The sequence below is a fragment of the Rummeliibacillus pycnus genome, from assembly GCF_002884495.1.
Classification (GTDB): Bacteria; Bacillota; Bacilli; order Bacillales_A; family Planococcaceae; genus Rummeliibacillus; species Rummeliibacillus pycnus.
Genome location: NZ_KZ614145.1, coordinates 1273250 through 1296314 on the forward strand (window position 1 = coordinate 1273250; position 23065 = coordinate 1296314).

22 protein-coding genes are annotated in these 23065 nt (G+C 35.0%); 8 read left to right on the forward strand and 14 right to left on the reverse strand.

Annotated elements, in window-relative coordinates:
- Positions 1-10: 10 nt before the first annotated feature.
- Together CEF14_RS06465 and CEF14_RS06470 are read right to left on the reverse strand one after the other, a co-directional pair.
- The gene (locus CEF14_RS06465; protein ID WP_102692094.1) at positions 11-1252 is read right to left on the reverse strand and encodes a Zn-dependent hydrolase; all 1242 of its coding nucleotides are present in this window, start codon (positions 1250-1252) and stop codon (positions 11-13) included.
- Between the two features lie 207 nt (positions 1253-1459).
- Positions 1460-3046, reverse strand: a complete 1587-nt coding sequence (locus CEF14_RS06470) for a PucR family transcriptional regulator (protein ID WP_102692095.1) — start codon at positions 3044-3046, stop codon at positions 1460-1462.
- 220 nt (positions 3047-3266) lie between these two features.
- On the opposite strand from CEF14_RS06470, the gene CEF14_RS06475 reads away from it, so the two are divergent.
- The 3 genes from CEF14_RS06475 (at position 3267) to CEF14_RS06485 (ending at position 7704) form a co-directional block, all read left to right on the forward strand.
- Positions 3267-4673, forward strand: coding sequence for an amino acid permease (locus CEF14_RS06475; RefSeq protein ID WP_102692096.1), 1407 nt, complete (start codon positions 3267-3269; stop codon positions 4671-4673).
- An 85-nt stretch (positions 4674-4758) separates the two neighbouring features.
- Positions 4759-6294, forward strand: a complete 1536-nt coding sequence (locus CEF14_RS06480) for a CoA-acylating methylmalonate-semialdehyde dehydrogenase (RefSeq protein ID WP_102692097.1) — start codon at positions 4759-4761, stop codon at positions 6292-6294.
- A 48-nt stretch (positions 6295-6342) separates the two neighbouring features.
- Positions 6343-7704 (forward strand): aspartate aminotransferase family protein, encoded by a 1362-nt coding sequence (locus CEF14_RS06485; protein ID WP_102692098.1) that lies wholly within the window; start codon positions 6343-6345, stop codon positions 7702-7704.
- Positions 7705-7781: 77 nt separating this feature from the next.
- Here the strand turns inward: CEF14_RS06485 and CEF14_RS06490 are convergent, their stop codons facing one another.
- From CEF14_RS06490 to lpdA, 5 genes are all read right to left on the reverse strand, one after another.
- Positions 7782-8135 carry a YunG family protein gene (locus CEF14_RS06490; protein ID WP_102692099.1) on the reverse strand — a complete coding sequence of 118 codons (354 nt, stop codon included), beginning with the start codon at positions 8133-8135 and terminating at the stop codon, positions 7782-7784.
- 377 nt (positions 8136-8512) lie between these two features.
- Positions 8513-9757, reverse strand: a complete 1245-nt coding sequence (locus CEF14_RS06495; protein ID WP_102692100.1) for a dihydrolipoamide acetyltransferase family protein — start codon at positions 9755-9757, stop codon at positions 8513-8515.
- Between the two features lie 12 nt (positions 9758-9769).
- Positions 9770-10801, reverse strand: a complete 1032-nt coding sequence (locus tag CEF14_RS06500) for an alpha-ketoacid dehydrogenase subunit beta (RefSeq protein ID WP_102692101.1) — start codon at positions 10799-10801, stop codon at positions 9770-9772.
- Positions 10802-10823: 22 nt separating this feature from the next.
- On the reverse strand, positions 10824-11816 hold the full coding sequence (locus tag CEF14_RS06505; RefSeq protein WP_102692102.1) for a thiamine pyrophosphate-dependent dehydrogenase E1 component subunit alpha: 993 nt from the start codon (positions 11814-11816) through the stop codon (positions 10824-10826).
- A 27-nt stretch (positions 11817-11843) separates the two neighbouring features.
- Positions 11844-13193 carry a dihydrolipoyl dehydrogenase gene (gene lpdA, locus CEF14_RS06510; protein WP_102692103.1) on the reverse strand — a complete coding sequence of 450 codons (1350 nt, stop codon included), beginning with the start codon at positions 13191-13193 and terminating at the stop codon, positions 11844-11846.
- Between the two features lie 222 nt (positions 13194-13415).
- On the opposite strand from lpdA, the gene CEF14_RS06515 reads away from it, so the two are divergent.
- Positions 13416-14225 carry an MBL fold metallo-hydrolase gene (locus CEF14_RS06515; RefSeq protein WP_102692104.1) on the forward strand — a complete coding sequence of 270 codons (810 nt, stop codon included), beginning with the start codon at positions 13416-13418 and terminating at the stop codon, positions 14223-14225.
- A 477-nt stretch (positions 14226-14702) separates the two neighbouring features.
- Here the strand turns inward: CEF14_RS06515 and CEF14_RS06520 are convergent, their stop codons facing one another.
- Positions 14703-15161 carry an SRPBCC domain-containing protein gene (locus CEF14_RS06520; RefSeq protein WP_102692105.1) on the reverse strand — a complete coding sequence of 153 codons (459 nt, stop codon included), beginning with the start codon at positions 15159-15161 and terminating at the stop codon, positions 14703-14705.
- A 169-nt stretch (positions 15162-15330) separates the two neighbouring features.
- On the opposite strand from CEF14_RS06520, the gene CEF14_RS06525 reads away from it, so the two are divergent.
- A complete protein-coding gene (locus tag CEF14_RS06525) occupies positions 15331-16269 on the forward strand; it encodes an ATP-grasp domain-containing protein (protein ID WP_102692106.1) in 939 nt (312 codons plus the stop codon).
- Positions 16270-16329: 60 nt separating this feature from the next.
- Here CEF14_RS06525 and CEF14_RS06530 read toward each other — a convergent pair whose 3' ends face one another.
- Positions 16330-16884, reverse strand: coding sequence for a superoxide dismutase family protein (locus CEF14_RS06530; RefSeq protein ID WP_102692107.1), 555 nt, complete (start codon positions 16882-16884; stop codon positions 16330-16332).
- A gap of 174 nt (positions 16885-17058) precedes the next feature.
- Here CEF14_RS06530 and CEF14_RS06535 point away from each other — a divergent pair, with 174 nt between their 5' ends.
- Complete coding sequence (locus tag CEF14_RS06535; RefSeq protein ID WP_102692108.1) at positions 17059-17622, forward strand: flavodoxin family protein; 564 nt, start codon at positions 17059-17061, stop codon at positions 17620-17622.
- Positions 17623-17768: 146 nt separating this feature from the next.
- Here CEF14_RS06535 and CEF14_RS06540 read toward each other — a convergent pair whose 3' ends face one another.
- Positions 17769-18032, reverse strand: coding sequence for a hypothetical protein (locus CEF14_RS06540; protein ID WP_102692109.1), 264 nt, complete (start codon positions 18030-18032; stop codon positions 17769-17771).
- A 287-nt stretch (positions 18033-18319) separates the two neighbouring features.
- Entirely contained in the window at positions 18320-19747 is a 1428-nt protein-coding gene (locus CEF14_RS06550) for an MDR family MFS transporter (RefSeq protein WP_102692111.1), read from the reverse strand.
- 111 nt (positions 19748-19858) lie between these two features.
- Here CEF14_RS06550 and CEF14_RS06555 point away from each other — a divergent pair, with 111 nt between their 5' ends.
- Positions 19859-20770: a LysR family transcriptional regulator gene (locus CEF14_RS06555; RefSeq protein WP_102692112.1), complete on the forward strand. Its 912-nt coding sequence runs from the start codon at positions 19859-19861 to the stop codon at positions 20768-20770.
- Between the two features lie 84 nt (positions 20771-20854).
- Here the strand turns inward: CEF14_RS06555 and CEF14_RS06560 are convergent, their stop codons facing one another.
- From CEF14_RS06560 to CEF14_RS06570, 3 genes are all read right to left on the reverse strand, one after another.
- A complete protein-coding gene (locus tag CEF14_RS06560) occupies positions 20855-21157 on the reverse strand; it encodes a YunC family protein (RefSeq protein WP_102692113.1) in 303 nt (100 codons plus the stop codon).
- 105 nt (positions 21158-21262) lie between these two features.
- Complete coding sequence (locus CEF14_RS06565) at positions 21263-21733, reverse strand: glutathione peroxidase (RefSeq protein WP_102692114.1); 471 nt, start codon at positions 21731-21733, stop codon at positions 21263-21265.
- Between the two features lie 6 nt (positions 21734-21739).
- Positions 21740-22183 carry a MarR family winged helix-turn-helix transcriptional regulator gene (locus CEF14_RS06570; protein ID WP_102692115.1) on the reverse strand — a complete coding sequence of 148 codons (444 nt, stop codon included), beginning with the start codon at positions 22181-22183 and terminating at the stop codon, positions 21740-21742.
- Positions 22184-22412: 229 nt separating this feature from the next.
- Here CEF14_RS06570 and CEF14_RS06575 point away from each other — a divergent pair, with 229 nt between their 5' ends.
- Positions 22413-23039 carry an RraA family protein gene (locus CEF14_RS06575; protein WP_102692116.1) on the forward strand — a complete coding sequence of 209 codons (627 nt, stop codon included), beginning with the start codon at positions 22413-22415 and terminating at the stop codon, positions 23037-23039.
- The last annotated feature ends 26 nt before the right edge of the window (positions 23040-23065 follow it).

A 23065-nucleotide genomic window follows, 5' to 3' on the forward strand; every position in this document is an offset into this window, starting at 1 on the left:
TTTTGCTCCTTTACAATGTTTTCAATTCTTGTTTAGGACAATTTTTTTGTAAAGCAAGTACTGTACGCAGTAAAACATTTGCCCCTTTTGCACAATCTTCAAAGCTTGTTAACTCTTCTTCACAATGACTTTTGCCATTGACACTTGGTACGAAAATCATAGCTGATGGAATATAACTTGCGATGAATTGTGCATCGTGCCCTGCACCGCTATACATACGTTTGAACGTATAACTATATTCCTCACATGCATTTTGAATAAGACTACAAATGGATTCATCAAATTGAACGGTATCTCGACTCCATAACTTTTCAAAGGATACACTACATCCCGCTTGTTCTTCAGGTAAACTGAAGATGACCTCTTCTACTTCTTTTATCTTTGCTGGATCTTGATGGCGTGCTTCTAACGTAAATACCACCTTATTAGGGATTACTGTATGAATATTTGGTGTTACATGAACACGCCCCATTGTATAAACAAGCGCATCATCAATTTTATTTAGTTTTTTTCGCATTTCTGTTATTAAATCTGTCGCTAAAAAGAAAGGATCATTTCGTAGGTTCATCGGTGTGGTACCTGCATGATTTGACTCACCAGTAATCGTTATTTCATAACACACCATTCCAAGAACACCTTCAACAACCCCAATTTCAAGCTGTTCACTCTCAAGAACAGGACCTTGTTCTATATGCAACTCCAAATATGCAAGCGCTTTCTTTAATCGATTCGACTCTTTACCAACATAGCCACTTGCTTCAAGTGCTTCTTTAAATGTCACTCCATTTTTATCCTTCGAATATAGCATTTTTTCTTTATCAAACTTATTTGCTAGTACGCCTGAACTCATCATGGCTGGATCAAATCTTGCCCCTTCTTCATTTGTAAAATTCATCACAATAATAGGTGCTTCCAGCTCTTCTTTATGTTCCATTAATGTTTTCACAACCTCAAGTCCAGTTAAAACGCCTAATACTCCATCAAACCGTCCACCTTTTTCAACCGAGTCTAGATGTGAGCCAATAACGATTGGAGGGATATCCTTTTTTCCTTCAAGTGTCGCATACATATTCCCCATATCGTCCCACACCACATCTAACCCTAATTCTTCACAGCACTTTCGAAAATTATTTCTCGCCTGTACATCTTCTTGTGAGAAACAAAGCCTTGTTACACCATTGTTAGGTGTCTTGCCAAATGAACTAAACTCATTAAGTAATTCTTCAAGTCTACTCTTGTTACACGTATACATGAGATTACCTCCTCAATTGGTCTATTCCCTTATAAGCTTTAAGTTACTCAATTAAAAGAATTTTTAGAAAATTCATATTAATCGTAATTAGGTAACTTATAAGATGTCAATCTATTTAGGGTAGTAAAATAGTATGGGGAAATTTATAAAAATATGATTTCATTCTGAATTCTATGCAGTTTAGTCTCTATTAATCACACAGATGATTCACTTTATTTCCTCTGAACCTTCAATTAATGTTTTTGCGAGAAACATAAACTCCAATGTAAGTCGGTTATGGCCAGACATAAACTCTTTTCCTAGCAGAGTCTCCAGTTTTTTTAAACGATGATATAGTGTTTGACGAACAATAAAGAGCTGCTTTGCTGTTTCTTGCTTTGAAGCATTTGTCTGTAAATATACTTCTAATGTTTCCATTAATCGACCATTATGTTGTTTGTCGTACTCAATGATGGGTTGGAGATAATCATTGACGACCTCCTTTAAATTCACTTGCATTTGCAGTTTGTAGATTAAGTGAAATAGATGCAAATCATCGTAAAAATAAGATGTCGTCTTTACTTTACGACATATATAAAGTGTGTCTAATGCGGTTTGATAACTCTTTGAGATTTCTGAAATACAAGAGACAATTTTACCAACTGCAAATTGGTAGCCCTTTTTCTGTTGCTTTAGGTAAAATTCAGAGTCCTTTAATACTTTAATTACTTTTTGTAAATAAAGTCTGGTTGTTTGTAAACCCTGCTTATTCAATAATATAAATACAATATAGCTTTTACGTTCGTGTAAGAATGGCAAAAACCCATTTCGTTCAAATAAATTACGATAATACAGTTTACTATAAACAATATCTTCATGAGATTTCTGAATTGACTGAGGAGAGGATAAAATAAATACCGTACCACCATTATTTTCATAATTGGCATGTTGCGACAGCACATATTTATAGATTTCTTCTTTTGATAACTTATCATCAATCCAATAGGATAACGTTTGTGCATCTTCAATGTCTCGTTTTTCCTCAATATAAAATGCACGCATTAAAATCTGAGCAAGTGCTGTAGTCGTACGATCAAATATCAACATCTCAAATTCAGTAAAGACACCATTTTCTTTAAAAATTGTTACATCAGCATAATGCTGATCTAAGATAAAAATGGGTTGACGTTTTATCAGATAGTTATTTCCCTCAATTTCTAGCCTATTTAGAAAAACTTGACGTTTTTCATGTGCCATATTGGGATAAAATATTGGCTCTCTCCCATGAATGTTAAGCATGATTTGACTGTTGATATGCTGATGCATATTTTTTAATATTCCTTCAATATTTTGATCTCGTAAAGCACTCTTATTAAGCTGTTGCGAATACGCTTCAAGTGTAGAGATCATTAAATACTGTTGATTCATAATCGAACTATGTAAATCCTGTGTAATACTAACGAACGATACGACTTCATGAAAAACAATAATGGGAAAGTCATGGGTATTTGCCAATGAAATAATTTCCTCAGGGATTGATTGAATATAACTTCCGTACTCGATACATAAACCGGAACAGTCAGCTTTAATCAATGATTCTACAAAAATTTCAAATTGCTGAACACTTTCTTTTAAACTTATACCTGTTGTTAAAATCAGTTCATGTCCAGCTAATAAATTTTCAATTTGAACAATCTCCACAACATGAACCCATTTGAATATTTTGTGTAATCCATTTGCTCCCGCAATCACTTCTGCACTTTTAAAATGTGGACTCTTCATTGCATCTTTCACTTGTAGCGAATATTGATTCATCTTGCAACCCCCCAATCGCATTCAAAAGTGTTTCCCTACTATTAAATTCATTATTATTCTAGTTAAAGTCGTTTTTTTCTATTTTACATTATCTCAACACTTTTTACGATTAGTAAAACTTATCCCGTTTTTATTTAACGTTTTGTCTATTCGTCTTGCATCGAAAAATTGATAGACTTAAATCGAACAATAATTCCAAAAACAGTAAGGGGTGAGTACAATGCAGGAACAGAATCAATTGCAAAAAGGATTAAAAAAACGTCATATGACAATGATCGCTATTGCTGGTGTAATTGGTGCAGGTCTATTTATGGGGAGTGGATCTGTTATTCATCTCGCTGGACCTGGTGCCATTTTGTCCTATGTTTTCGCAGGAATGATTGTTGTTCTAGTCATGCGGATGCTTGGCGAAATGGCTTCAGTGAATCCTACAAGTGGATCATTTGCACATTATGCACATGAAGCGATTGGTCCTTGGGCAGGATTTATGATTGGTTGGTTGTACTGGTTTTTCTGGGTAATTGCCATAGCACTTGAAGCAACTGCAGCTGCTGCAATTATTCAATATTGGTATGACGGTATACCTTTGTGGTTTCTCAGTTTGCTCTTAACAGTTGCTTTAACTGCTACTAATATTCTTTCCGTCAAAGCATTTGGGGAGTTTGAATATTGGTTTTCACTGATTAAAGTTGTAAGTATTATTGTTTTTTTAGCAATGGGGGCATTTATCATATTAGGCATTGTGCCCAATTTTGAAGCGGTTGGTACGACGAATTTAATCGGGCAAGGTGGATTTATGCCAAATGGATTCGGTGCTGTACTTATGGGAATTGTGATTGTTATTTTCTCCTTTATGGGGACAGAAATTGTTGCGATTGCTGCCGGTGAATCAAAGGAGCCTCACGCCGCGGTAAGAAAAGCAACAAATTCAATTACATGGAGAATCTTACTCTTCTATATAGGGTCAATAGCTGTTGTTGTTACCCTTCTCCCATGGGATTCATCGAATATTTTAACAAGCCCATACGTAGCAGTACTTGACTATATCGGTATTCCAGCAGCTGCACAGATTATGAATTTTGTCGTATTAACAGCCGTTCTTTCTTGTTTGAATTCAGCTCTTTATGCTACATCACGAATGGTATTTTCTTTAGCACAAAAAGGAGAAGCACCTAAATCATTCTTAAAATTGAACAAAAGAGGTGCTCCTGTAAACGCAATTTTAGCAGCAACATTCTTTTCTTACATCGCTGTAATTATGAATTATGTATCACCAGATAAAGTATTTTTGTTCTTGGTTAACTCTTGCAGTGCCATTACGTTAATTTTATATTTAATTATTTCGATTTCTCAACTTCGTATGCGACGCAAAATAGAACAGAAAAATCCGCAATTATTAACTATAAAAATGTGGTTGTTCCCGTATCTCACATACTTCACAATCCTTGTGACATCTGCACTTTTAATCGCCATGTTCTTCATTGATTCAATGCGTTCTCAGATTTTATTTACATGTGTGATTGTTATTTTTGTACTGTTAGCTTATTTGTTTACTCAACGTAAAGCGAATGTAATTGAAGAAGAAAATAGTTCTATTTTCAACAATGAAAATCTAGATATAAAGTGAAAGTTCCTTCAGTGGAGGCTTACTTCTCGCATAATGCGAAATAAAAAATAATTAAATCGAATTTTTAGGAAGAGGTGCTTTTATTATGACAGTTGAACAAAAAGTAAAAACATTAGCTCATTTTATTAACGGTGAAGAAGTAAATGGCATAAGTTCTCGCTATTCAGAAGTTTTTAACCCATCAACTGGTGAAGTGATTGCTCAAGTACCACTAGCTACCAAAGAAGAAGTTCAAAACGCAATAGAACTTGCTAAGAAAGCGTTTCCAGGATGGAAAAACACTTCGATTGGTAAACGCGTTGAAGTCGTTTATCGTTTCCGTCAGTTGTTAGTTGAACGACAAGAAGAACTAATTGATCTAATTTGTGAAGAAAGTGGCAAAACAAGAGAAGATGCAAAAGGTGAAATTGTCCGTGGTATTGAATCCGTTGATATGGCAATTGCTGCACCACAAATGTTAAAAGGTGAGTACTCTGTAAATGTTGGTGGGAATATTAACGCTTTTTCTGCAAAATCACCATTAGGTGTTGTAGCTTGTATTGCCCCGTTTAACTTCCCTGTTATGGTACCACTTGCAATTACAAGTATGGCTGTTGCAGTTGGTAATGCAGTCATTCTAAAACCATCAGAACGTGTGCCAATTTCAGCATTATATTTAAGTAATTTGTGGAAAGAAGCAGGATTACCTAACGGCGTCTGGACAGTTATCAATGGAGATAAAGATGCTGTAAATGAGCTGTTAGAAAACAAAACAATCCAAGCGATTTCATTTGTCGGCTCTACCCCTGTTGCAGAATATATTTATCAAACGGGTACAAAACACAATAAACGTGTTGCTGCATTTGGTGGCGGTAAAAACTTTATGATCGTTATGCCGGATGCCAACCTTGAACAAACTGCTAATGCCTTCCTAGGAGCAGCATATGGTGCAGCTTCACAACGCTGTATGGCGATTTCAGGTGCCATTGCAGTTGGTGTCGAAACGGAGAAAAAATTCATCGAAATCTTAAAAGAAAAAATCGCTACCTTAAAAGTTGGACCTTATACAGATCCAGAAGTAGATTTTGGGCCTGTTATTACAAAACAGTCGAAAGAAAACATTATTAAACATATCAATCTTGCACTTGAAGAAGGTGCTAGCCTTGCTGTTGATGGTCGGGAACCAACTATTTGCGAAACATCCAAGGGATTCTATTTGGGACCAACTTTACTTCATGATGTAAAACCAGAAATGACCATTTTCAAAGAAGAAGTGTTTGGACCTGCTCGTATTGTAGTTGGAGTAGAAACTTTACAACAAGCTATTGACCTGATAAATGATCATGAGCTTGGTAACGGTGTAACAATTTTCACAAACAGTGGTCCCGCTGCTCGTAAGTTCCAAGAAGAAATTGAAGTAGGAATGGTTGGTGTTAATGTACCTATTCCAATTCCAGTTGGCTATCATAATTTTGGTGGTTGGAAACGTTCTAAATTTGGTGAAGGTCATATGTTTGGACCAGACCAAGCTCGTTTCTTCACAAAAGCAAAAACCATTTCTGAAAGATGGCCGGATGAAACAGAAGATACAACAACTTCATTTGCCTTCCCTAGTAATGATGAATTGAAACCAAATGAGTAAAGTGAGCTTTAACTTATCCGAATTCATGAACTAAAGGAGTGAAGACTTGTGGTTAAGACGAACATGAATAATGAAATCCTAGAAAAAGATGAGCAATATGTTTGGCATTCTATGAAGCCCTATAATCCTAAAGCAACGTATGTTGTAAAGGATTCATATGGTGCAACTGTAGTCGATACAGATGGAAACAAATATATTGATGCGATGGCTGGCTTATGGTGTGTTAATGTTGGATACGGTCGTGAAGAAATAGCAAAAGCTGCTTATGATCAAATGTTGAGAAATCCCTATTCTCCTCTTTCACAAGGCCATGTTCCTGCAGTAGAACTGGCAGAGAAAATCAACGACATGCTAGGAGGTGGCTATGTCGTATTCTTCTCAAATAGTGGTTCCGAAGCAAATGAAACTGCATTTAAAATTGCGCGCCAATATCACCAACAAAAAGGTGAAAGCTCTCGCTATAAGATCATATCACGCTATCGTGCTTACCACGGTAGCTCAATTGGAGCATTATCTGCAACAGGTCAGGCAGAGCGCAAATATAAATACGAGCCTCTTGCACCTGGCTTTATCCATGTTGCTCCTCCTGATTTGTATCGTCAACCAGAAGATCCATCCATTCCACCTGAACAATTAGCAAGTGTTCAGGCTGTGAATCAAACAATGACATGGGAGTATAGCGAAACAATTGCCGCAATGATACTTGAACCTATCATTACAGGTGGCGGTGTTATCATGCCTCCAGACAATTATTTAAAAGGGATTCAAGCTGTATGTAAAAAGCACGGCGCACTAATGATTGTTGATGAAGTTATTTGTGGATTTGGTCGCACTGGTAAACCATTTGGATTTATGAATTACGATGTTCAACCTGATATCGTCACAATGGCAAAAGGGATTACAAGTGCATATTTACCGCTTTCAGCAACAGCTGTAAAACGTGAAATTTTCGAAGCATTTACTGGAACAGATGCATATGATTATTTCCGACATGTGAATACTTTCGGTGGTTCTCCAGTTTCTTGTGCAGTAGCATTGAAAAACATTGAAATTTTTGAACGTGAAGGGCTATTTGAGCAATCTGCGATAAAAGGTGCTGAAGTTCTAGCAACACTTCATGAAAAACTTGACGAACATCCAAATGTCGGCAACATTCGAGGGAAAGGCCTATTAATCGGTATTGAACTCGTCGCTGACAAAACAACAAAACAACCATTAGCTGCTGAGAAAGTTAATGCTGTTATTGCAGATTGCAAAAAGAATGGCGTCTTAATAGGGAAAAATGGAGCAACAGTTGCTGGTTTTAACAATGTCTTAGCACTTTCACCACCATTGAATATTTCACAAGAGGATATTGATCAGGTTATTTCTACACTTGTAAATAGCATTCAAAATATTGATTTATTATAAAAAAATATTACATTATTATTTCGAGTTTCTTACTATTTAAATAAACAATTAAATGTTGGGTTGATCCAATAAATGGATCAACCCCTTTTTGTTAAGAGATCAGAGACTTTTTGCTTTAAGTACATATATTGTTGATCATTACAATCCATTAACGCCTCATTTCTATTGGAAGGAATGTCTTCATACATAATGGATTCACTAAATTGTGATACGGTAAAATCATATCGTTGGTGTTCAATTATATTGTAAAAATGCCAACCTTCAGGTAACCTCGTTTTAAAAATCCCCCCACCTAATTGATCATTTATTACTAATGTAGTAACGCCACACTGCCCCTTCGCAGGATTTTCAACACTCCATTTTGAGCTTGATTGGATAGACCATGCTTTTTTTAATGTGGCTTGAAGTACCTCTATTTTTCTTTCGTCCATTCTAGTATCCTTTCACTTATCTTTTCATATTTTCAAATTGAATGATTTAAACTTATTCATACATCGGTTTTCTGTTAAAAAACGAGCATTATGAAATGGACTAAAATCCATAATATTACTATGTTTAAACGTCTTTTGTTATATATTATCACATTCATCGGTTATTAAATTTCGATAGTTATTTGGGATGGACATTAAGTCTAGCGTTATTATTCGTATTTAGTGACGGTGCATTTATTATTTTCACTATACTTTAATAGTTGAAATGGATTTTTTTATTATTTTCACCCCTATAAGAAAAAAGAAGCGTATTTGACTAAAATATCAATACGCTTCCTCGTTTGATCCAAACTATTTAAATGGGATCAACTAATCATTTAAATTACTAATAGCATTGGATTTTCTAAATAATAAACAACATCTGCTAAAAATGCGGCCGCTTCACTTCCATCAATAATTTGATGATCAAAGGTTAAGCTTAAAGGTATTTTTTGTTCATAATATGGTTTATCTTTTTTGTCGATGCTGACTTCTTTTACTAAAGTTCCTAAACCGAGAATTCCTGTTTCAGGAGTATTTAAGATTGGTGTAAAATATTCCACACCGCTTGAACCAAGATTTGTAATGGTAAATGTTGAACCGGTAAGGTAAGCACCATTTTCACCATTTCTTGCCTTTTCCGTTACAGTTGCGATTTCCTCTGCAATAGAAGATATCGAAAGCTTGTCAACATTTTTAACAACCGGTACTATTAAACCATTACGAATTGAAGTAGCTATACCTAAATGCACTTCACTATGTTCGACATATGAATCATTAGAATAAGTTGAATTCATCTGTGGGTACTTCTTGAGTGCTAGTGCTACTGCACGTGCAACAAATACCGTATAGGTAATTGGTATTTCAATATTTGCTTGTTGTAATTTTTCTTTTATTTTACTTCGTAACTTTATGAGTTTATCTAATGAAGCTTTACGATGTAATGTTAGTTGGGCGGTCGATGCCATACTTTTATGCATACGTTGTGCGATGATTTTACGCAATCCCTCTAATCCTTCTCCTACGTTAAGTTCTGCTGCTACAAATTGGTCAACCTGATTTTCTTCAGCAGTTGAAGCCACTTTTACTTCAATCGTATCATCTAATCCTTGGTCTAATACACGTTCGATATCACGTTTTGTAATCCTACCATTACCGCCTGTGCCTCGAACAAATTGAAGCTCAATATCATATTCTTTTGCTAATCGTTTTGCTAATGGTGTAGCAAAAATCCGTTCACCCTCTATTCTTTTTGAAGCCAAATGTTGGCTGATGCTTTCACCCTTCGATAAGACAATATCTTGTTTCTTAACTTCTGAAGATTCTACTAAGATTGATTCATCTGCCGATTCACTAATAATACCAATCAATCCTTTAACAGGTATATCTTCATCAACACCGGCAATAATTTTAGTTAAGAAACCATCTGCTTCTGCTTCTACTTCCATCGTTAGCTTTTCAGAAGCAATCAGGCAGATGACTTCACCTTTTTTCACAGCATCGCCCTCTTTTTTATACCATTCTTGTACAGTACCTTCAGTCATTGTCAGTCCTAATTTAGGCATTAATACTTCTGTTGCCATGACGATCGCCTCCTACTTCACTTTTTTTAGATCAAAGATTAGTTCATCTGCAACTTTGAGTACTTTTTCAGCATTTGGAATATAAAGTTCCTCTAAATTTGTGGCAAATGGTACGGGACAATTTGGCGCACAAACGGTTTTAATCGGACCATCTAAATAATCGAATGCACGATCACCAATAACCGAAGCAATATCTGTTGCTGTGTTGTTATGTGGATTTGCTTCATCAATGACGATTAAGCGACCTGTTTTCTTAACTGATTCAAGTACAGTTTCTTGATCCCAAGGGGCAACTGTTAGAAGATCAATCACTTCTACTTCTATGCCTTCTTCAGCTAATTTGTCCGCTACTTCTAATCCGACATAAAGCATTTTTCCAATCGTCACAATTGTTAAGTCTGAACCAACACGTTCAATATGTGCTTTTCCGATTTCCACTTTGTAATATTCCTCTGGCACTTCACCTTTAATTCCATATAGAGTTTTATCCTCTGAATAAATAACTAAATTATTATCCTCAATTGCGGATAATAGTAAGCCTTTTGCTGTATATGGGTTTGAAGGTACAACGACTTTAACACCCGGAATTGCACCAAACATTCCATACAGAGATTGGGAGTGTTGAGCAGCTGCACTTGCACCTGCTCCATGTGTAGTGCGAATCGTTAGAGGAATTTGTGCCTTCCCTCCAAACATATACCGCATTTTAGAGCCTTGGCATAAAATCATATCTAAACAGAAACCGATAAAATCATTGAACATTAACTCAGCTACTGGTCGTAATCCAGTTGCCGCAGCTCCAACAGCAGCTCCTATATAACCATTCTCTGAAATCGGTGTGTCAATTACTCGTTCTCGTCCAAATTGTTGAACAAGGCCCTTCGTAACCCCAAATACACCACCCCATGCATCTTCCTGATCAAAACCATCTACTTTTGCTCCACCAGCAATATCTTCTCCCATTAAAATAACTTTGTCATCATTCTCCATCGCTATTTGCATTGCCTCGTTAATCGCTTGCATCATCGTGATTTTTCTTGTCATGATTTCAACACTCCTCTTTTAATTAGTCAGCGAATACGTCTGTTAACAATGATTCAGATTTTGGAATTGGACTGTTTTGTGCAAATTTCACAGCTTCTTCAATTGCTTTTACTGATTTCTTTTCAATCGATGTCAATTGTTTTTTAGTCAACAAATTATTTTCAATTGCGTATTCCTTGAACAAATTAATAGGATCTTTATCCACTGGATGTAATTTTTTTTCTTTGTTTGTTTTGTATTTTTGTTCATCACCTTCAAAATGTCCATAATTGCGATATGTTACACATTCGATTAACGTTGGTCCTTCTCCCGCACGCGCACGATCAATTGCTTCTTTTGCAACTGTATAAACAGCTACTAAGTCATTGCCATCTACTCTGATTCCAGGAATATCGTATGCTTTTGCTCGATCAGCAATTGTTTTGGATGCACTTGAATATCGAATCGGTGTTGCTTCTGCAAAACCATTATTTTCACAAACAAAAATCACTGGTAGTTTCATAGAAGCCGCCATGTTTATACCTTCATGGAATGTTCCTTCGTTTGATGCACCATCTCCAAAGAAGCAAACTGCAACGCTTTGATTGTTCAGATATTTACTTGTAATACCCGCTCCTACAGCAATTGGGAAACCTCCACCAACGATTCCATTTGCACCAAGCATCCCCTTATCGACATCTGCAATATGCATTGAACCGCCCTTTCCTTTACATAGGCCATCTTCACGTCCATAGATTTCTGCCATCATGCCATTTATATCGCATCCTTTAGCGATACAATGACCATGACCACGGTGAGTTGAAGTAATATAATCAGCATCAGTTAAGTTGGCACAAACACCTGTTGCGATTGCTTCTTCACCTGCATATAAATGTACGAAACCAGGGATTAGTCCAGCTGAGAAATGTTTATGCAATGTATTTTCGAAATTTCGAATATTGTGCATTGTTTCATAAACCCATAAAGCCTTTTCTTCTGTTAACTGTACTTCTTGTAACGCTTTGTTCGTTGTCATCCTGAATTCCTCCTTTTATTGTTCAATCTATACATGAATCGCTGTGCCTATTAGAGCATCTGCGGTTTCACCAATTTGTTCAGAAATACTTGGATGCGGGAAAACAACATCTGACAATTCATAGATTGTCCCTTCTGCTTTAAATGTAGCTAATATAGCGTTCAGCATTTCCGTTGCACCTTCTCCCACAACTACTGCTCCTAAAATTTCACCAAATTCTTGATCTACAATTATTTTGATGAAACCTTCTGTATTCCCCTCTGCCATTGCTTTTCCATTAGTCGAAAGGGGAACTTTTTTCACTTTTATATGCTTATATCCAGCAGTTATCGCTTCTTCTTCAGAGAACCCAAAGGAAGCGATTTCAGGAATTGTATAGACACATCTTGGAATACTCTGTGGTTTCAAAGTTTCAGCTTGTCCATGAAGAATATAATCTACTGCATGCAACCCTTCAGCAGATGCAGCGTGGGCCAGCTGATATCCCCCTATTAAGTCTCCAATTGCAAATATATGATTTTGAGATGTTTCAAAATGCTGATTTACTTGCACAAATTTACCATCCATCTTTAAATTTAAAGATTCAGCAATTTCAACATTTGGTTGTCTGCCTGTTGCAACAAGTAAATTGGTAAATCCAACTGTTTCATTTTCTAACACAACTTCATTTTTATGAACGCATTGGATTTTCACATTTGATTTGTATTGAATACCAATCTTATTCATTTTGGCTTTTATCACATTTCTTGCATCTTCGTCTTCAGTTAGTAAAATATCTGATGCTACCTCTAAAATTGTTACTTCTGTTCCTAAAGGGGCAAGGCTAAATGCCAACTCTACAGATATTACACCACCACCGATGATGACCAATTTCTTTGGCAGTTCTTCTAAATTAAAAAATGTATCTGTCGTTTCATATTTAACATTTTGTATACCTTTAATAGGCGGGACAAATGGACTACTGCCTGTTGCTAGAATAATATCTTTCGAATAAAAACTTCTTCCAGCTACAGAAACCGTATTTCGCTGGTCAACCTTTGCTTCACCTTCAATTAAAGTAATAGCATTCTTTTTAATTAAACCTTGAACACCTAAAATAAGACTATTGACTATTTGATCTTTTCTCTTTTTTAACTTTTTAAAATTAATCACTTCAATATTTGTTTCAATACCCCAAGCATTTGCTTTTTGAATATCTAAAGCAAGATGGCTATGTTTTAGCATTACTTTTGATGGGATACAACCAACATTTAAGCATGTTCCACCCACTTTATTTCTTTCGATTAGTGCAACAGACATACCCAACTGAGCTGCGTGAATTGCTGCCACATAACCACCAGGACCTGCACCAATAATAGTAAGATCAAAACTTTTCATTTATGCATCACCTCATCTTGATTGATGGTACCGATTACTTTTTCAAATTACCATATTAGCGAAACTATAACAATAAATGACTGAAAACTTCCATTTTTTCGACAATAAAAATACTTAATTTATACATATGTCGAGTTTTGCGAACTAAATAGTAACCATTTATACTTGAAATAATTTACTTTCATTATGTAAAATTTTTTATACACAAAGGAGTAGATAATGATGCTATTAAAGAAAAAAGTAATCATAGAATCGTTAAATGGCGTTCAAAGCATAAATGGAATTTTGTCATTTCAAGGGGTTACTCTGAATGTTTTTTGTTATGTTACGGATGGGGTTCTAATTGATACTGGAGGAAAAAGTTTACTCAAACAATTTGAACCTTTTCTTCTTGAGCAAGATTATGAACAAGTATGGATTACGCACCACCACGAAGACCATACAGGCGGTGCAGCTTTTGTATTAGAAAATCGTAATGTACCAGTTTTTATTCATCAAATGTCCCTTAAGGATTCGAAAGGCAAACCGGATTACCCTCTATATCGTCAACTTTTTTGGGGTAGACGGAAAGCCTTTCATGCTATTCCCTTTTCAGACATTATGAACTCAAGAAATGCAAATTGGGATATTATTGAAACACCTGGTCATTCAAAAGATCATCTTGCCTTTTTAAATCGTCAAACTGGTCAACTTTTCACAGGTGATTTATACGTTAATCCCAAAACAAAAGTGATCATGCAATCGGAAAGTATCCCTACTATTATTGAATCTTTGAAAAAAGTCTTAACATATGATTTTGGTGATGTATTTTGTCAGCATGCCGGATTAGTAAAGAATGGTCGCAATATGCTCTCTCAAAAGAAGGAGTACTTAGAAGAAATCCAGTACCAAGTACTAAGACTTCATCAAGAGGGCTTAACAAATAAAGAAATTCAACAGCAACTCTTTCCACGAAAATATCCTATTACGACATTCTCATCTGGTGACTGGGATTCACTTCACATTATTGAATCGGTATTGATGAGTGAATGAATCAATTTCATAAGTCCGTTTTCTGTTAATAAATACGGATAATTTGACCTATCAAAGTATAAAATGCTCTTGATTTTCATTGTTTACTTGCGATTTCATGGGATTTACTCGCGTTTTGTGAAGAAATACTCGCGTTCTCAGGTAAAATACTCACGGACTTTTCAATTGTATCCGCGTTTCAGCTTTTTTATGTCCTGGAATTCAGTACAAACCTCTAATGCTTACTTGATCCGCGGACTTATTTTTCCTTTCAAAATTGAACTGCTGCCGCGGATTATGATTTTCATTGTTTACTCGCGATTTCATCGGATTTACTCGCGTTCTGTGAAGAAATACTCGCGTTCTCAGGTAAAATACTCGCGGACTTTTCAATTGTATCCGCGTTTCAGCTTTTTTATGTCCTGGAATTCAGTACAAACCTCGAGGTATCGCCATCTTCCGCTCCCAAAACAGTAAATATTTTAGCGAAGCATTCAATTATTTATGACTCTCATTTAAGCCAAATATATTTCTATACTCTTGATATTTTATTTTCCAAAGTTCTTCAGACACTCTTTTACCTGTTTTTTCCGCTAGATAACGTATTTTTTCTATACAAACATACCAACCTGCTAAATCTTTAGGTGTGTGTTTGGTAACTTCTGACAACGTTTCAGAGAACGATAATTCTGTTTGTTCATTTGTGGACTTTAATTGAATTTGTACGATATTTCCTGCCCATTCGAAAACCATTAACTGATTAACTTCTTTTTGAATAACATCCAGTTTCAAATCTAAGTTACCATCATACCAACGATAGTAATCCGAATCATTTGTTTCGTGATAGGTTAATTCAGGAAACCAGTTCTTGATTTCTTCATTATTCGTTAGTTCATTCCAAACCTTTTCAACTTTGGCTTTAATTATTTGATGTATTTCAAACTTTAGTATTTCCATTAATCTCGTCCTCCAAGTTCCTATTTTCTTCATTCTACTTAAAAAAATATGTGAAAAGCTAACTTTGAGATTGTGAAATACATCTATTCTTAGTTAATCGATAAGATTTAGTTATTTTAATGATCAAACCTGTTATAATGATAAAAAATATGTAAAAGGAAGTATTCAAATGAAAAAGAAAATCTATATCCTGCATGAAAATAACGAGTGGACAAACCATCTTATTAAACGTCTTGAAGAACTAAATTTGCCTTATGAAAGTTGGCATTTAGATAAGGGAATCGTTAATCTGCAAGAAGTACCTCCAGAAGGTATTTTTTACAATCGCATGAGCGCCTCTTCCCATACACGAGATCACCGATATGCTCCTGAGCTTACAGGTGCCGTTATCGATTGGTTAGAATTTCATGGACGAAAAGTGTTAAATGGTAGTAATGCTCTTCGTTTAGAGTTAAGTAAAGTCAAACAGTATACTCAACTTGAGCGATTTGGTATTCAAACACCAAAAACTGTAGCCGCCGTTGGTAAGGATCATATATTAGAAGCTGCAAAATCACTGAATATGACACCATTTATCACCAAGCATAACCGTGCTGGTAAAGGTCTTGGCGTACAGTTATTTTACTCACTTGAAGCATTAAAGGAATATCTAAATGGTCCAAATTATGAAGAACCTGTTGATGGCATAACGTTAATCCAACAATATATCAAATCTCCAGAATCATTGATCACTCGTGTTGAATTTGTGGGTGGCAAAAATATTTACTCTGTACGTGTAGATACATCTGAGGGATTTGAATTATGCCCTGCTGATGCTTGCCAAATTGGAGATCTTTTCTGCCCAGCAGGTGAGCAACCACAAATGAGATCTAAATTCGAAATTGTAGAAAATCCACGTAAAGATCTTATTGAAAAATACAGTAAATTCCTCTCTGCAAATGGTATCGATGTAGCAGGGATTGAATTTATCGTTGATGAGAATGGTACAGCTTATACGTATGATGTGAATACAAATACAAACTATAATAGCGATGCCGAAGCAAAAGCACAGCAATTTGGAATGCTTGAACTTGCTAAACTGCTTGGAAATGAGTTAGAAAAATTATAAGTGGAAAAGGGTGTCATACAGCAACTTAACTGTACAACACCCTTTTTTGAAGGTTTTATATTATGATTTTTCAATGACACCACAAGCAATTCGAGCCCCTGAATTCCCACTTGGATCAGTTTTATAATCATCTTTGTCTGCATGAATAATAAATGCACTACCATTTGAGTCAAAAAGTGAGTTTTCTACTCCTGTTTTTAATGAGAAAACTTTTGTTGTGAATTGTACATCTACTGTACCATCATTTTCCACTTTTATATTTGGTAAATCACCCAAATGATATCCCTTTGGATTTTCATAACCATGTTGTTTATGTGTTGGATTAAAATGTGCTCCTGCTGATTCAAAAGTTGGTTTTTCACATATTCCTGCTTCATGAATATGAATTCCATGTTCACCAGGTGTTAAACCCTGTAATTTCAAACTGATTTTCACGCCATTTTCATCTTCTGTTAAATCAGCCGTCCCAACATCCTTGCCTTCAGAATTAATAAATTTAGCAATTGCACTTGGACTCTTTTCACCGTTTACAGGCGTCATCGCTTGTTTCTCTTTTGATGCGGAGCAACCAGCTATTAAGCATAAAGTTGCTATGAATAAAAAGACTTTTTTCATCTTCAACACTCCTTTCTGTCAGAATGTGCAAAAATTCGAATATTTAATCCAAGGGCTAAAAAAATGAATATTCAGTTGGAATTTTTGCATAGATTAAAAGGTTAGATATTTTTGTTAACATGTCTTAGATCAGGGTTACAATGTGATTAAAAAGAATCAGAGGAGAGTGTTTAAGTGAGGATTACAACGTTTATCGGTAGCTCTCGAGAAAATGGAAATACCGAAATCTTAACGGATATTGTCACAAAGGATATACAGCACCATAAGATCTATTTACGAAAATTAAACATAAAACCAATCCATGATTTGCGGCACGATATAAACGGTTTTCAACCTGTTCACGACGATTATGATCAAATTATTCAAGCACTACTAAATAGTGATTTGCTTATTTTTTCTACACCAGTTTATTGGTATACGATGTCAGGTTTCATGAAAAATATGATTGATCGAATAAGCCAAGCAATTCGAGATAATCGATATCCACAATTAAGAGAACAATTGAAAACAAAGCATGCGATTGTTGTTACCGTAGGTGGAGATGATCCATATCTTAAAGGACTTCCCCTTATTCAACAGTTCAAATATACATTTGATTTCTTAAATATGAACTTCCAAGCTTATATCATTGGTGAAGGCCATCGTCCAGGAGATATTGCACAGGATAAACAAGCAATAACCCAAGCAAAATTATTGAATGAAAAATTAAAAGAAGTAATTGTCAAAGGTTCATTTTAAAGTGAATTTCCTTAAATAGTTTATGGGGCCTTTATTGAATAGCTAAGTTACACTGTTTTTTAGCAAAAAATTAGAGCTTTACCTATGGAATAGGCAAGCCCCGAATTATTGATAGCAGAAAATTCGCGTAAATCCCCGTGTTCTTTTTAAGGTGTATTCCAAAATAACGATGCAACAATAGGAATAAAACCAGCTACAAATAATACTGCAAAGTTACCAATAATACCAACTTTCTTAAGCACTCCCCTAGCTTTAAATGCTAGCATAAATCCTATGATTGGTAGGATGATGGAGAAGAAGATCATCAATTGTCCAGAGAATAAATCACTAGCACTGAACATAGAGACTAAATAAATAAAAGTAGAAACGAAAAAGATCAGTACTGAAATTAAACCGATTTTTTGAACCATGCGCAACTCCCGTCTACTGTTTTTTACATAAAATTGAATTGTTATTTATACTATTATAGATGATCATTCGATAAAAATTTCCAAAATCCTTTCCATTAATCATTAAATTAATCAATTTCAAAAGGAAGTTCTCCAAAATAATTAAAAAAATTGCTCCTCCTCGTTTTTGAAGAAGAGCAATTTTCTTAGACTTTATGAAAAGCAGAATGGGCTTACAACCACATAAAGTCACTATTCTAACTGTTTTAATAATCTTCTGTACACCCCCTTGCTATTTTTATATTCGATTAAAGATTGTGTTGTTTTCTACTAAACATAAAAAAAGAAAGTGGAATCGAAAACACAAGAATTATAAACGCTACTAAAAAAGTGTCATTTGACGCTAGAAGAAAAGCTCCTTGTTTCAAGGCTTCCCCGACTTTATGAGCTTTTAATTCAGCAATATGTGTTTGCGTTCTAATAGCCAAAATACTACTAAAAACTGCAATAGATAAAGCCGCAACAGCTTGACGAAGCCAGTTTGCAATAGATGTAGCGTGACCTACTAGTTCAGGTGGAATAACACTCATTGATATTGTAGCAATTGGAGATGTTGCAAGCCCAACCCCAATATACCGAATAACCATAAATAAGGTGATTGTAGTGACTGTTGTATTCATTTTCAATCCACTAAATGCCCATGTTGCAACACTTAAAAGAATTGCTCCTCCCAAAACAAACCAACCAGGATCAAATTTGTTATTGAATTTTCCTGTGATTATTGTGACTGCAATCATCAATAATGCTCCTGGAAGCATAACGACACCACTCACAAATGAAGAAGCGCCTTGTGCTTCTTCTAAAAATAATGGAATAAGATATACGCTTGAATAAAGCCCAATCGAAATAAGGCAATTTAATAAAGTCCCTAACAGAAATTTTGGATATTTTAAAACCCTTAAATTGAGTAATGGTTCTTTCACAGTTAATTCTCTCCAAATAAAAAGAACCATACCAATAATACCCACAACCAATAGTGTTACAGCCGAAACTGAAAACCATCCTAATTCTGGTCCATTAGTAAAATACAATAAGAAAGAGACATTTCCGATTACAACTGTTAAGAGCCCTAAAAAATCCAATGCAGCTGTTTTCTCTTTAACACCTGATGGAATAAAGAAACTTGCACATAATGTAGCTATGATTCCAACTGGTACGCATGAGAAAAACAATGCTTTCCAACCAAATGAATTGGTCAATAATCCCCCCAAAGTTGGACCAATTGCTGGTGCAACCATAACAGATACAGTCCATAGACTAATTGCCATTGCCTGTTTTTCTTTTTTAACAGATTGATAAATAATGGTCATTGTAGCTACTTGAATCAAACCTGAACAGACACCTTGTAATGTTCGAAAAATAATCAGTGTGATAATATTTCCTGCAAATCCACATAATGCAGAAGAAACAGTTAATCCAATAAGAGCATATACATATAACTGTTTATACCCAAATTTATTTCCCAAAAAGCCTACAACTGGAGCAATTGTCCCAGTGGCAAGCATAAATCCCGTCACAATCCATTGAACGGAATTTAAATTTGTATGCAGTTCCCTCATTATAGAAGGTAGAGCTACATTAACAGTACCTGAATTAATGAACGCTAAAAAATTCCCCAAAAATATGGCTACTATTATAAAGATAAAACTGTCTTTTTCTTTCGTAAGCCGTTTCATTTTAACAACCCCTCATTCATTCTATAATCAGTATAATATAATTATTAATTATGTAAAATTAAGATTTCTAATGTTAATATAAGTATAAATAATATAAAAGGAGTTTGTTTTATGAATTTAGAACAGATGGAATATATCAAAGAAATTGTCCATACAAAATCCATCTCAATCGCAGCACAAAATCTTCATGTATCACAATCTGCTATCAGCCAGTCTATTTCATTATTAGAAAAAGAATTAGGTATACAGCTGTTTAAACGTTCTCGATTTGGTACAACACCAACTGAGGAAGGAAAATCCATTATTCATAATGCGTTAAAAATTGTAGAGAGTATCGAAAAAATAAAAGAAGACGCACAAAATATTACCTCTACTTTTACAGGTGAAATCAAAATAGCCGCAATACCAAGTTTAATGAATTTTTTACCTAAAATACTTTCGCTCTTTAAAAAGGACTTTCCACAAATAAAAATTACTGTTATCGAAATGGAAAGCAAACGAATTTTGAAAAACATTAAAGAATATTCATTGGATCTTGGATTTACATCGATCAAAAAATCCCTTGAAATTTCTCTACCTGATCATTTATTATTTAGCAAACTTGAATATAATGCAGATTTTCAAGTGATTGTACCGAAAGATTCTCCTCTAGCCTTTAAACAATCTTTAACAATTGAAGATTTGTATGACTATCCAATTGTTTTATATACGAGCCAATTTTGGGAAGATTTTATCTACTCATTAGAAAACAATAATCGCCCAATAAATGTGTTATTCCATACATCCAATTCAGAGGTTATAAAGAGAACCATTGCTGAAGGATTGGCCATTAGCGTATTATCTAGTTATCTTTTAACGGACGATCCATATGTAGAGACTGGTCGTATCATTCCCCTTTCTTTAGCTGATAATAATTTTGTTCCTGACCTTTCCTTTGGATGTATCTCATCTGAAAAAAATCCACAATATGCATTAATCAAGAAATTTCTAGAATACATTCATAAATCAGGAAATCTAATCTAACATAAAAAAGGTGCATTTTTCATCAAATGCACCTTTTCCCGCTTTAACTCGTTTTATGTTTTTATTACTTTCAAATAAGTATGATTAAATCATTTTCAATAAAGCATCTTCCCCGATCATTCCCTTAGTAATCCCAAGTGCTTCTGCCTCATACGTAACAGATTCAAGCGGTGCGTGTAGTAAATCATCGATTGTTTTAACACCAACAGCTCTACCCGCAACAATTTTTCGATCTGCTAATCGTGTATTCAAAAGTCCCACATCTAAAGCTCCACACATAATATAACCCTTGTCATTTGAAATAGTAAGTAATGTCGTCTTCGGTAAAAAAACAGAAACCGCAGTGAACGAATGCCCTTGAATAATTAATGTCTCTGTAGAAACCATTTTTTATCCCTCCTCCATATATACATATGGAATTGGGAGAAAAGTGGTTCGCGAAATTTTATTTACTAAAAAAATACAACTCTAAAGCTTACTATCCTATATGAATTAAAGTAGCTTTTGAATTTCTCCTTCAAAACTACTTGGCTTAACCTTTGGACCGAAACGATTAACCACTACTCCATCTTGGTCAATCAAAAATTTAGTGAAGTTCCATTTAATACTTTTTCCTACAAAGCCATTTGCTTGTGATGATAAGTATTTGAATAATGGATGCGCTTCCTTTCCATTTACTTTAATCATTTCATGCATAGGGAAGGTAACACCATATGATAAACGACATTGTTCAGCAGCTTCTTTAGCAGTAGCCACTTCTTGAAGGAATTGATTTGACGGAAAACCTAGCACTACAAATCCATCCTGTTGATATTTTTTATATAATTCTTCGAGCTCTTCAAATTGTGGTGTAAAACCGCATTTTGTAGCTGTATTTACAATTAGCAAGACTTTCCCTTTATAACGCTCTAAACTATATTCGGCTCCGTTTTCTAATTTAACATTGATATTATAGATACTCATCTTGAGTCACTCCATCTCATTTAATTGTTCTAACAAATTGTTTAGCTGACGTATTTGTGATTTCAGCTCGCTATAAGTTGCAACTAATGCATCACATTGACATATTTTTTCTAAAATCTTACTTTTAATTTCTACCTCCTCTTTTTTTGCTTTTTTTGTCAATGATACAATTACAGCTCGCTTATCTTCAGATGATACTTCCTTTGTCAGCCAACCCTTGTTTACAAGTTTATTTATTATGGGATTCAACGTCCCTATACCTAACGTTACTTTCTCACTAAGTTCTTTCACCAAAAGTTGATCTTGCTCCCATAATGATAAAAGTACTAAATATTGCGAATAAGTTAAATCAAATTCTTCTAATGCATGACGGTATAATTTAGTAAACTGATTAGATGCTTTGTAGACTTCAAAACAAAGTTGATTTTCTAAGTTAAATTCTGTATTCATCGATATTCCCCTTTATATACATCGTATACGATATATTCAGTTTAATATATATCTTACACGATGTAAATTATTTTGTTTTAGGTATCGTTTAATCCATTATTGCGGTGACTATTTTCATCTTGCAATAAACGCTTTTCGTCTTAATAATTCCTTATTCTATCTGTCAGCTATTGTATCTACTAATCTACTCATTTAAAATATATACCAATATTTCATAGGGGGCTCTAACATGACTAATATTGATGAATTAATACATACTTTACCAACAACTGCTATTTCGGATGCGCTTGCTGGTACAACGAATATAAATGCAGCGATTAAACCTTTAAAAGACCATTATCATATAGCCGGACGTGCAGTTACAGTACGTTTACCAATCGGTGAAAACGGAGCACTTTTAGAGGCAATTCGAATTGCACAACCTGGAGCAATTCTAGTGGTCGATGCAAAAGGAGATACAAATCGTGCAGTTGCAGGTGATTTTGTCGTTTCTATGATGAAAGGAATGGGCATTCAAGGGCTTGTCGTTGATGGCGTCATCCGTGATATTCAAGCAATTCGAGATTTAGATTTTCCAGTTTTCAGTTTAGGTACGACTGTAGCGGCTGGGAACAAATTTGGTGGTGGTGTGATTCAAGTTCCTATTGCAGTAGGTGGAATGAGTGTCCAACCAGGAGATTTCATCGTTGGTGATGCTGATGGTGTTGTTGTTATTCCGCAGGCTCAAGTTGATGAAGTTGTTCAAAAAGCATTAAAGAAAATTGAAAAAGATGAGGCGCGTGCCCAATCCGTTGCTGGCGGTAAGGATGAAATAATTGCATACTTAGATCAAGCATTAGGGCATGAGAAGGTATAGGAAATATTTAAAAACCCATCTGTTTT

What these genes read in the sequence shown, in the direction of transcription:
- CEF14_RS06465 (WP_102692094.1), bottom strand. Translation starts at nt 1,252, where the DNA reads ATGTATACGTGTAACAAGAGTAGACTTGAAGAATTACTTAATGAGTTT.
- CEF14_RS06470 (WP_102692095.1), bottom strand. Translation starts at nt 3,046, where the DNA reads ATGAATCAATATTCGCTACAAGTGAAAGATGCAATGAAGAGTCCACAT.
- CEF14_RS06475 (WP_102692096.1), top strand. Translation starts at nt 3,267, where the DNA reads ATGCAGGAACAGAATCAATTGCAAAAAGGATTAAAAAAACGTCATATG.
- CEF14_RS06480 (WP_102692097.1), top strand. Translation starts at nt 4,759, where the DNA reads ATGACAGTTGAACAAAAAGTAAAAACATTAGCTCATTTTATTAACGGT.
- CEF14_RS06490 (WP_102692099.1), bottom strand. Translation starts at nt 8,135, where the DNA reads ATGGACGAAAGAAAAATAGAGGTACTTCAAGCCACATTAAAAAAAGCA.
- CEF14_RS06495 (WP_102692100.1), bottom strand. Translation starts at nt 9,757, where the DNA reads ATGGCAACAGAAGTATTAATGCCTAAATTAGGACTGACAATGACTGAA.
- CEF14_RS06500 (WP_102692101.1), bottom strand. Translation starts at nt 10,801, where the DNA reads ATGACAAGAAAAATCACGATGATGCAAGCGATTAACGAGGCAATGCAA.
- CEF14_RS06505 (WP_102692102.1), bottom strand. Translation starts at nt 11,816, where the DNA reads ATGACAACGAACAAAGCGTTACAAGAAGTACAGTTAACAGAAGAAAAG.
- lpdA (WP_102692103.1), bottom strand. Translation starts at nt 13,193, where the DNA reads ATGAAAAGTTTTGATCTTACTATTATTGGTGCAGGTCCTGGTGGTTAT.
- CEF14_RS06515 (WP_102692104.1), top strand. Translation starts at nt 13,416, where the DNA reads ATGCTATTAAAGAAAAAAGTAATCATAGAATCGTTAAATGGCGTTCAA.
- CEF14_RS06520 (WP_102692105.1), bottom strand. Translation starts at nt 15,161, where the DNA reads ATGGAAATACTAAAGTTTGAAATACATCAAATAATTAAAGCCAAAGTT.
- CEF14_RS06525 (WP_102692106.1), top strand. Translation starts at nt 15,331, where the DNA reads ATGAAAAAGAAAATCTATATCCTGCATGAAAATAACGAGTGGACAAAC.
- CEF14_RS06530 (WP_102692107.1), bottom strand. Translation starts at nt 16,884, where the DNA reads ATGAAAAAAGTCTTTTTATTCATAGCAACTTTATGCTTAATAGCTGGT.
- CEF14_RS06540 (WP_102692109.1), bottom strand. Translation starts at nt 18,032, where the DNA reads ATGGTTCAAAAAATCGGTTTAATTTCAGTACTGATCTTTTTCGTTTCT.
- CEF14_RS06550 (WP_102692111.1), bottom strand. Translation starts at nt 19,747, where the DNA reads ATGAAACGGCTTACGAAAGAAAAAGACAGTTTTATCTTTATAATAGTA.
- CEF14_RS06555 (WP_102692112.1), top strand. Translation starts at nt 19,859, where the DNA reads ATGAATTTAGAACAGATGGAATATATCAAAGAAATTGTCCATACAAAA.
- CEF14_RS06560 (WP_102692113.1), bottom strand. Translation starts at nt 21,157, where the DNA reads ATGGTTTCTACAGAGACATTAATTATTCAAGGGCATTCGTTCACTGCG.
- CEF14_RS06565 (WP_102692114.1), bottom strand. Translation starts at nt 21,733, where the DNA reads ATGAGTATCTATAATATCAATGTTAAATTAGAAAACGGAGCCGAATAT.
- CEF14_RS06570 (WP_102692115.1), bottom strand. Translation starts at nt 22,183, where the DNA reads ATGAATACAGAATTTAACTTAGAAAATCAACTTTGTTTTGAAGTCTAC.
- CEF14_RS06575 (WP_102692116.1), top strand. Translation starts at nt 22,413, where the DNA reads ATGACTAATATTGATGAATTAATACATACTTTACCAACAACTGCTATT.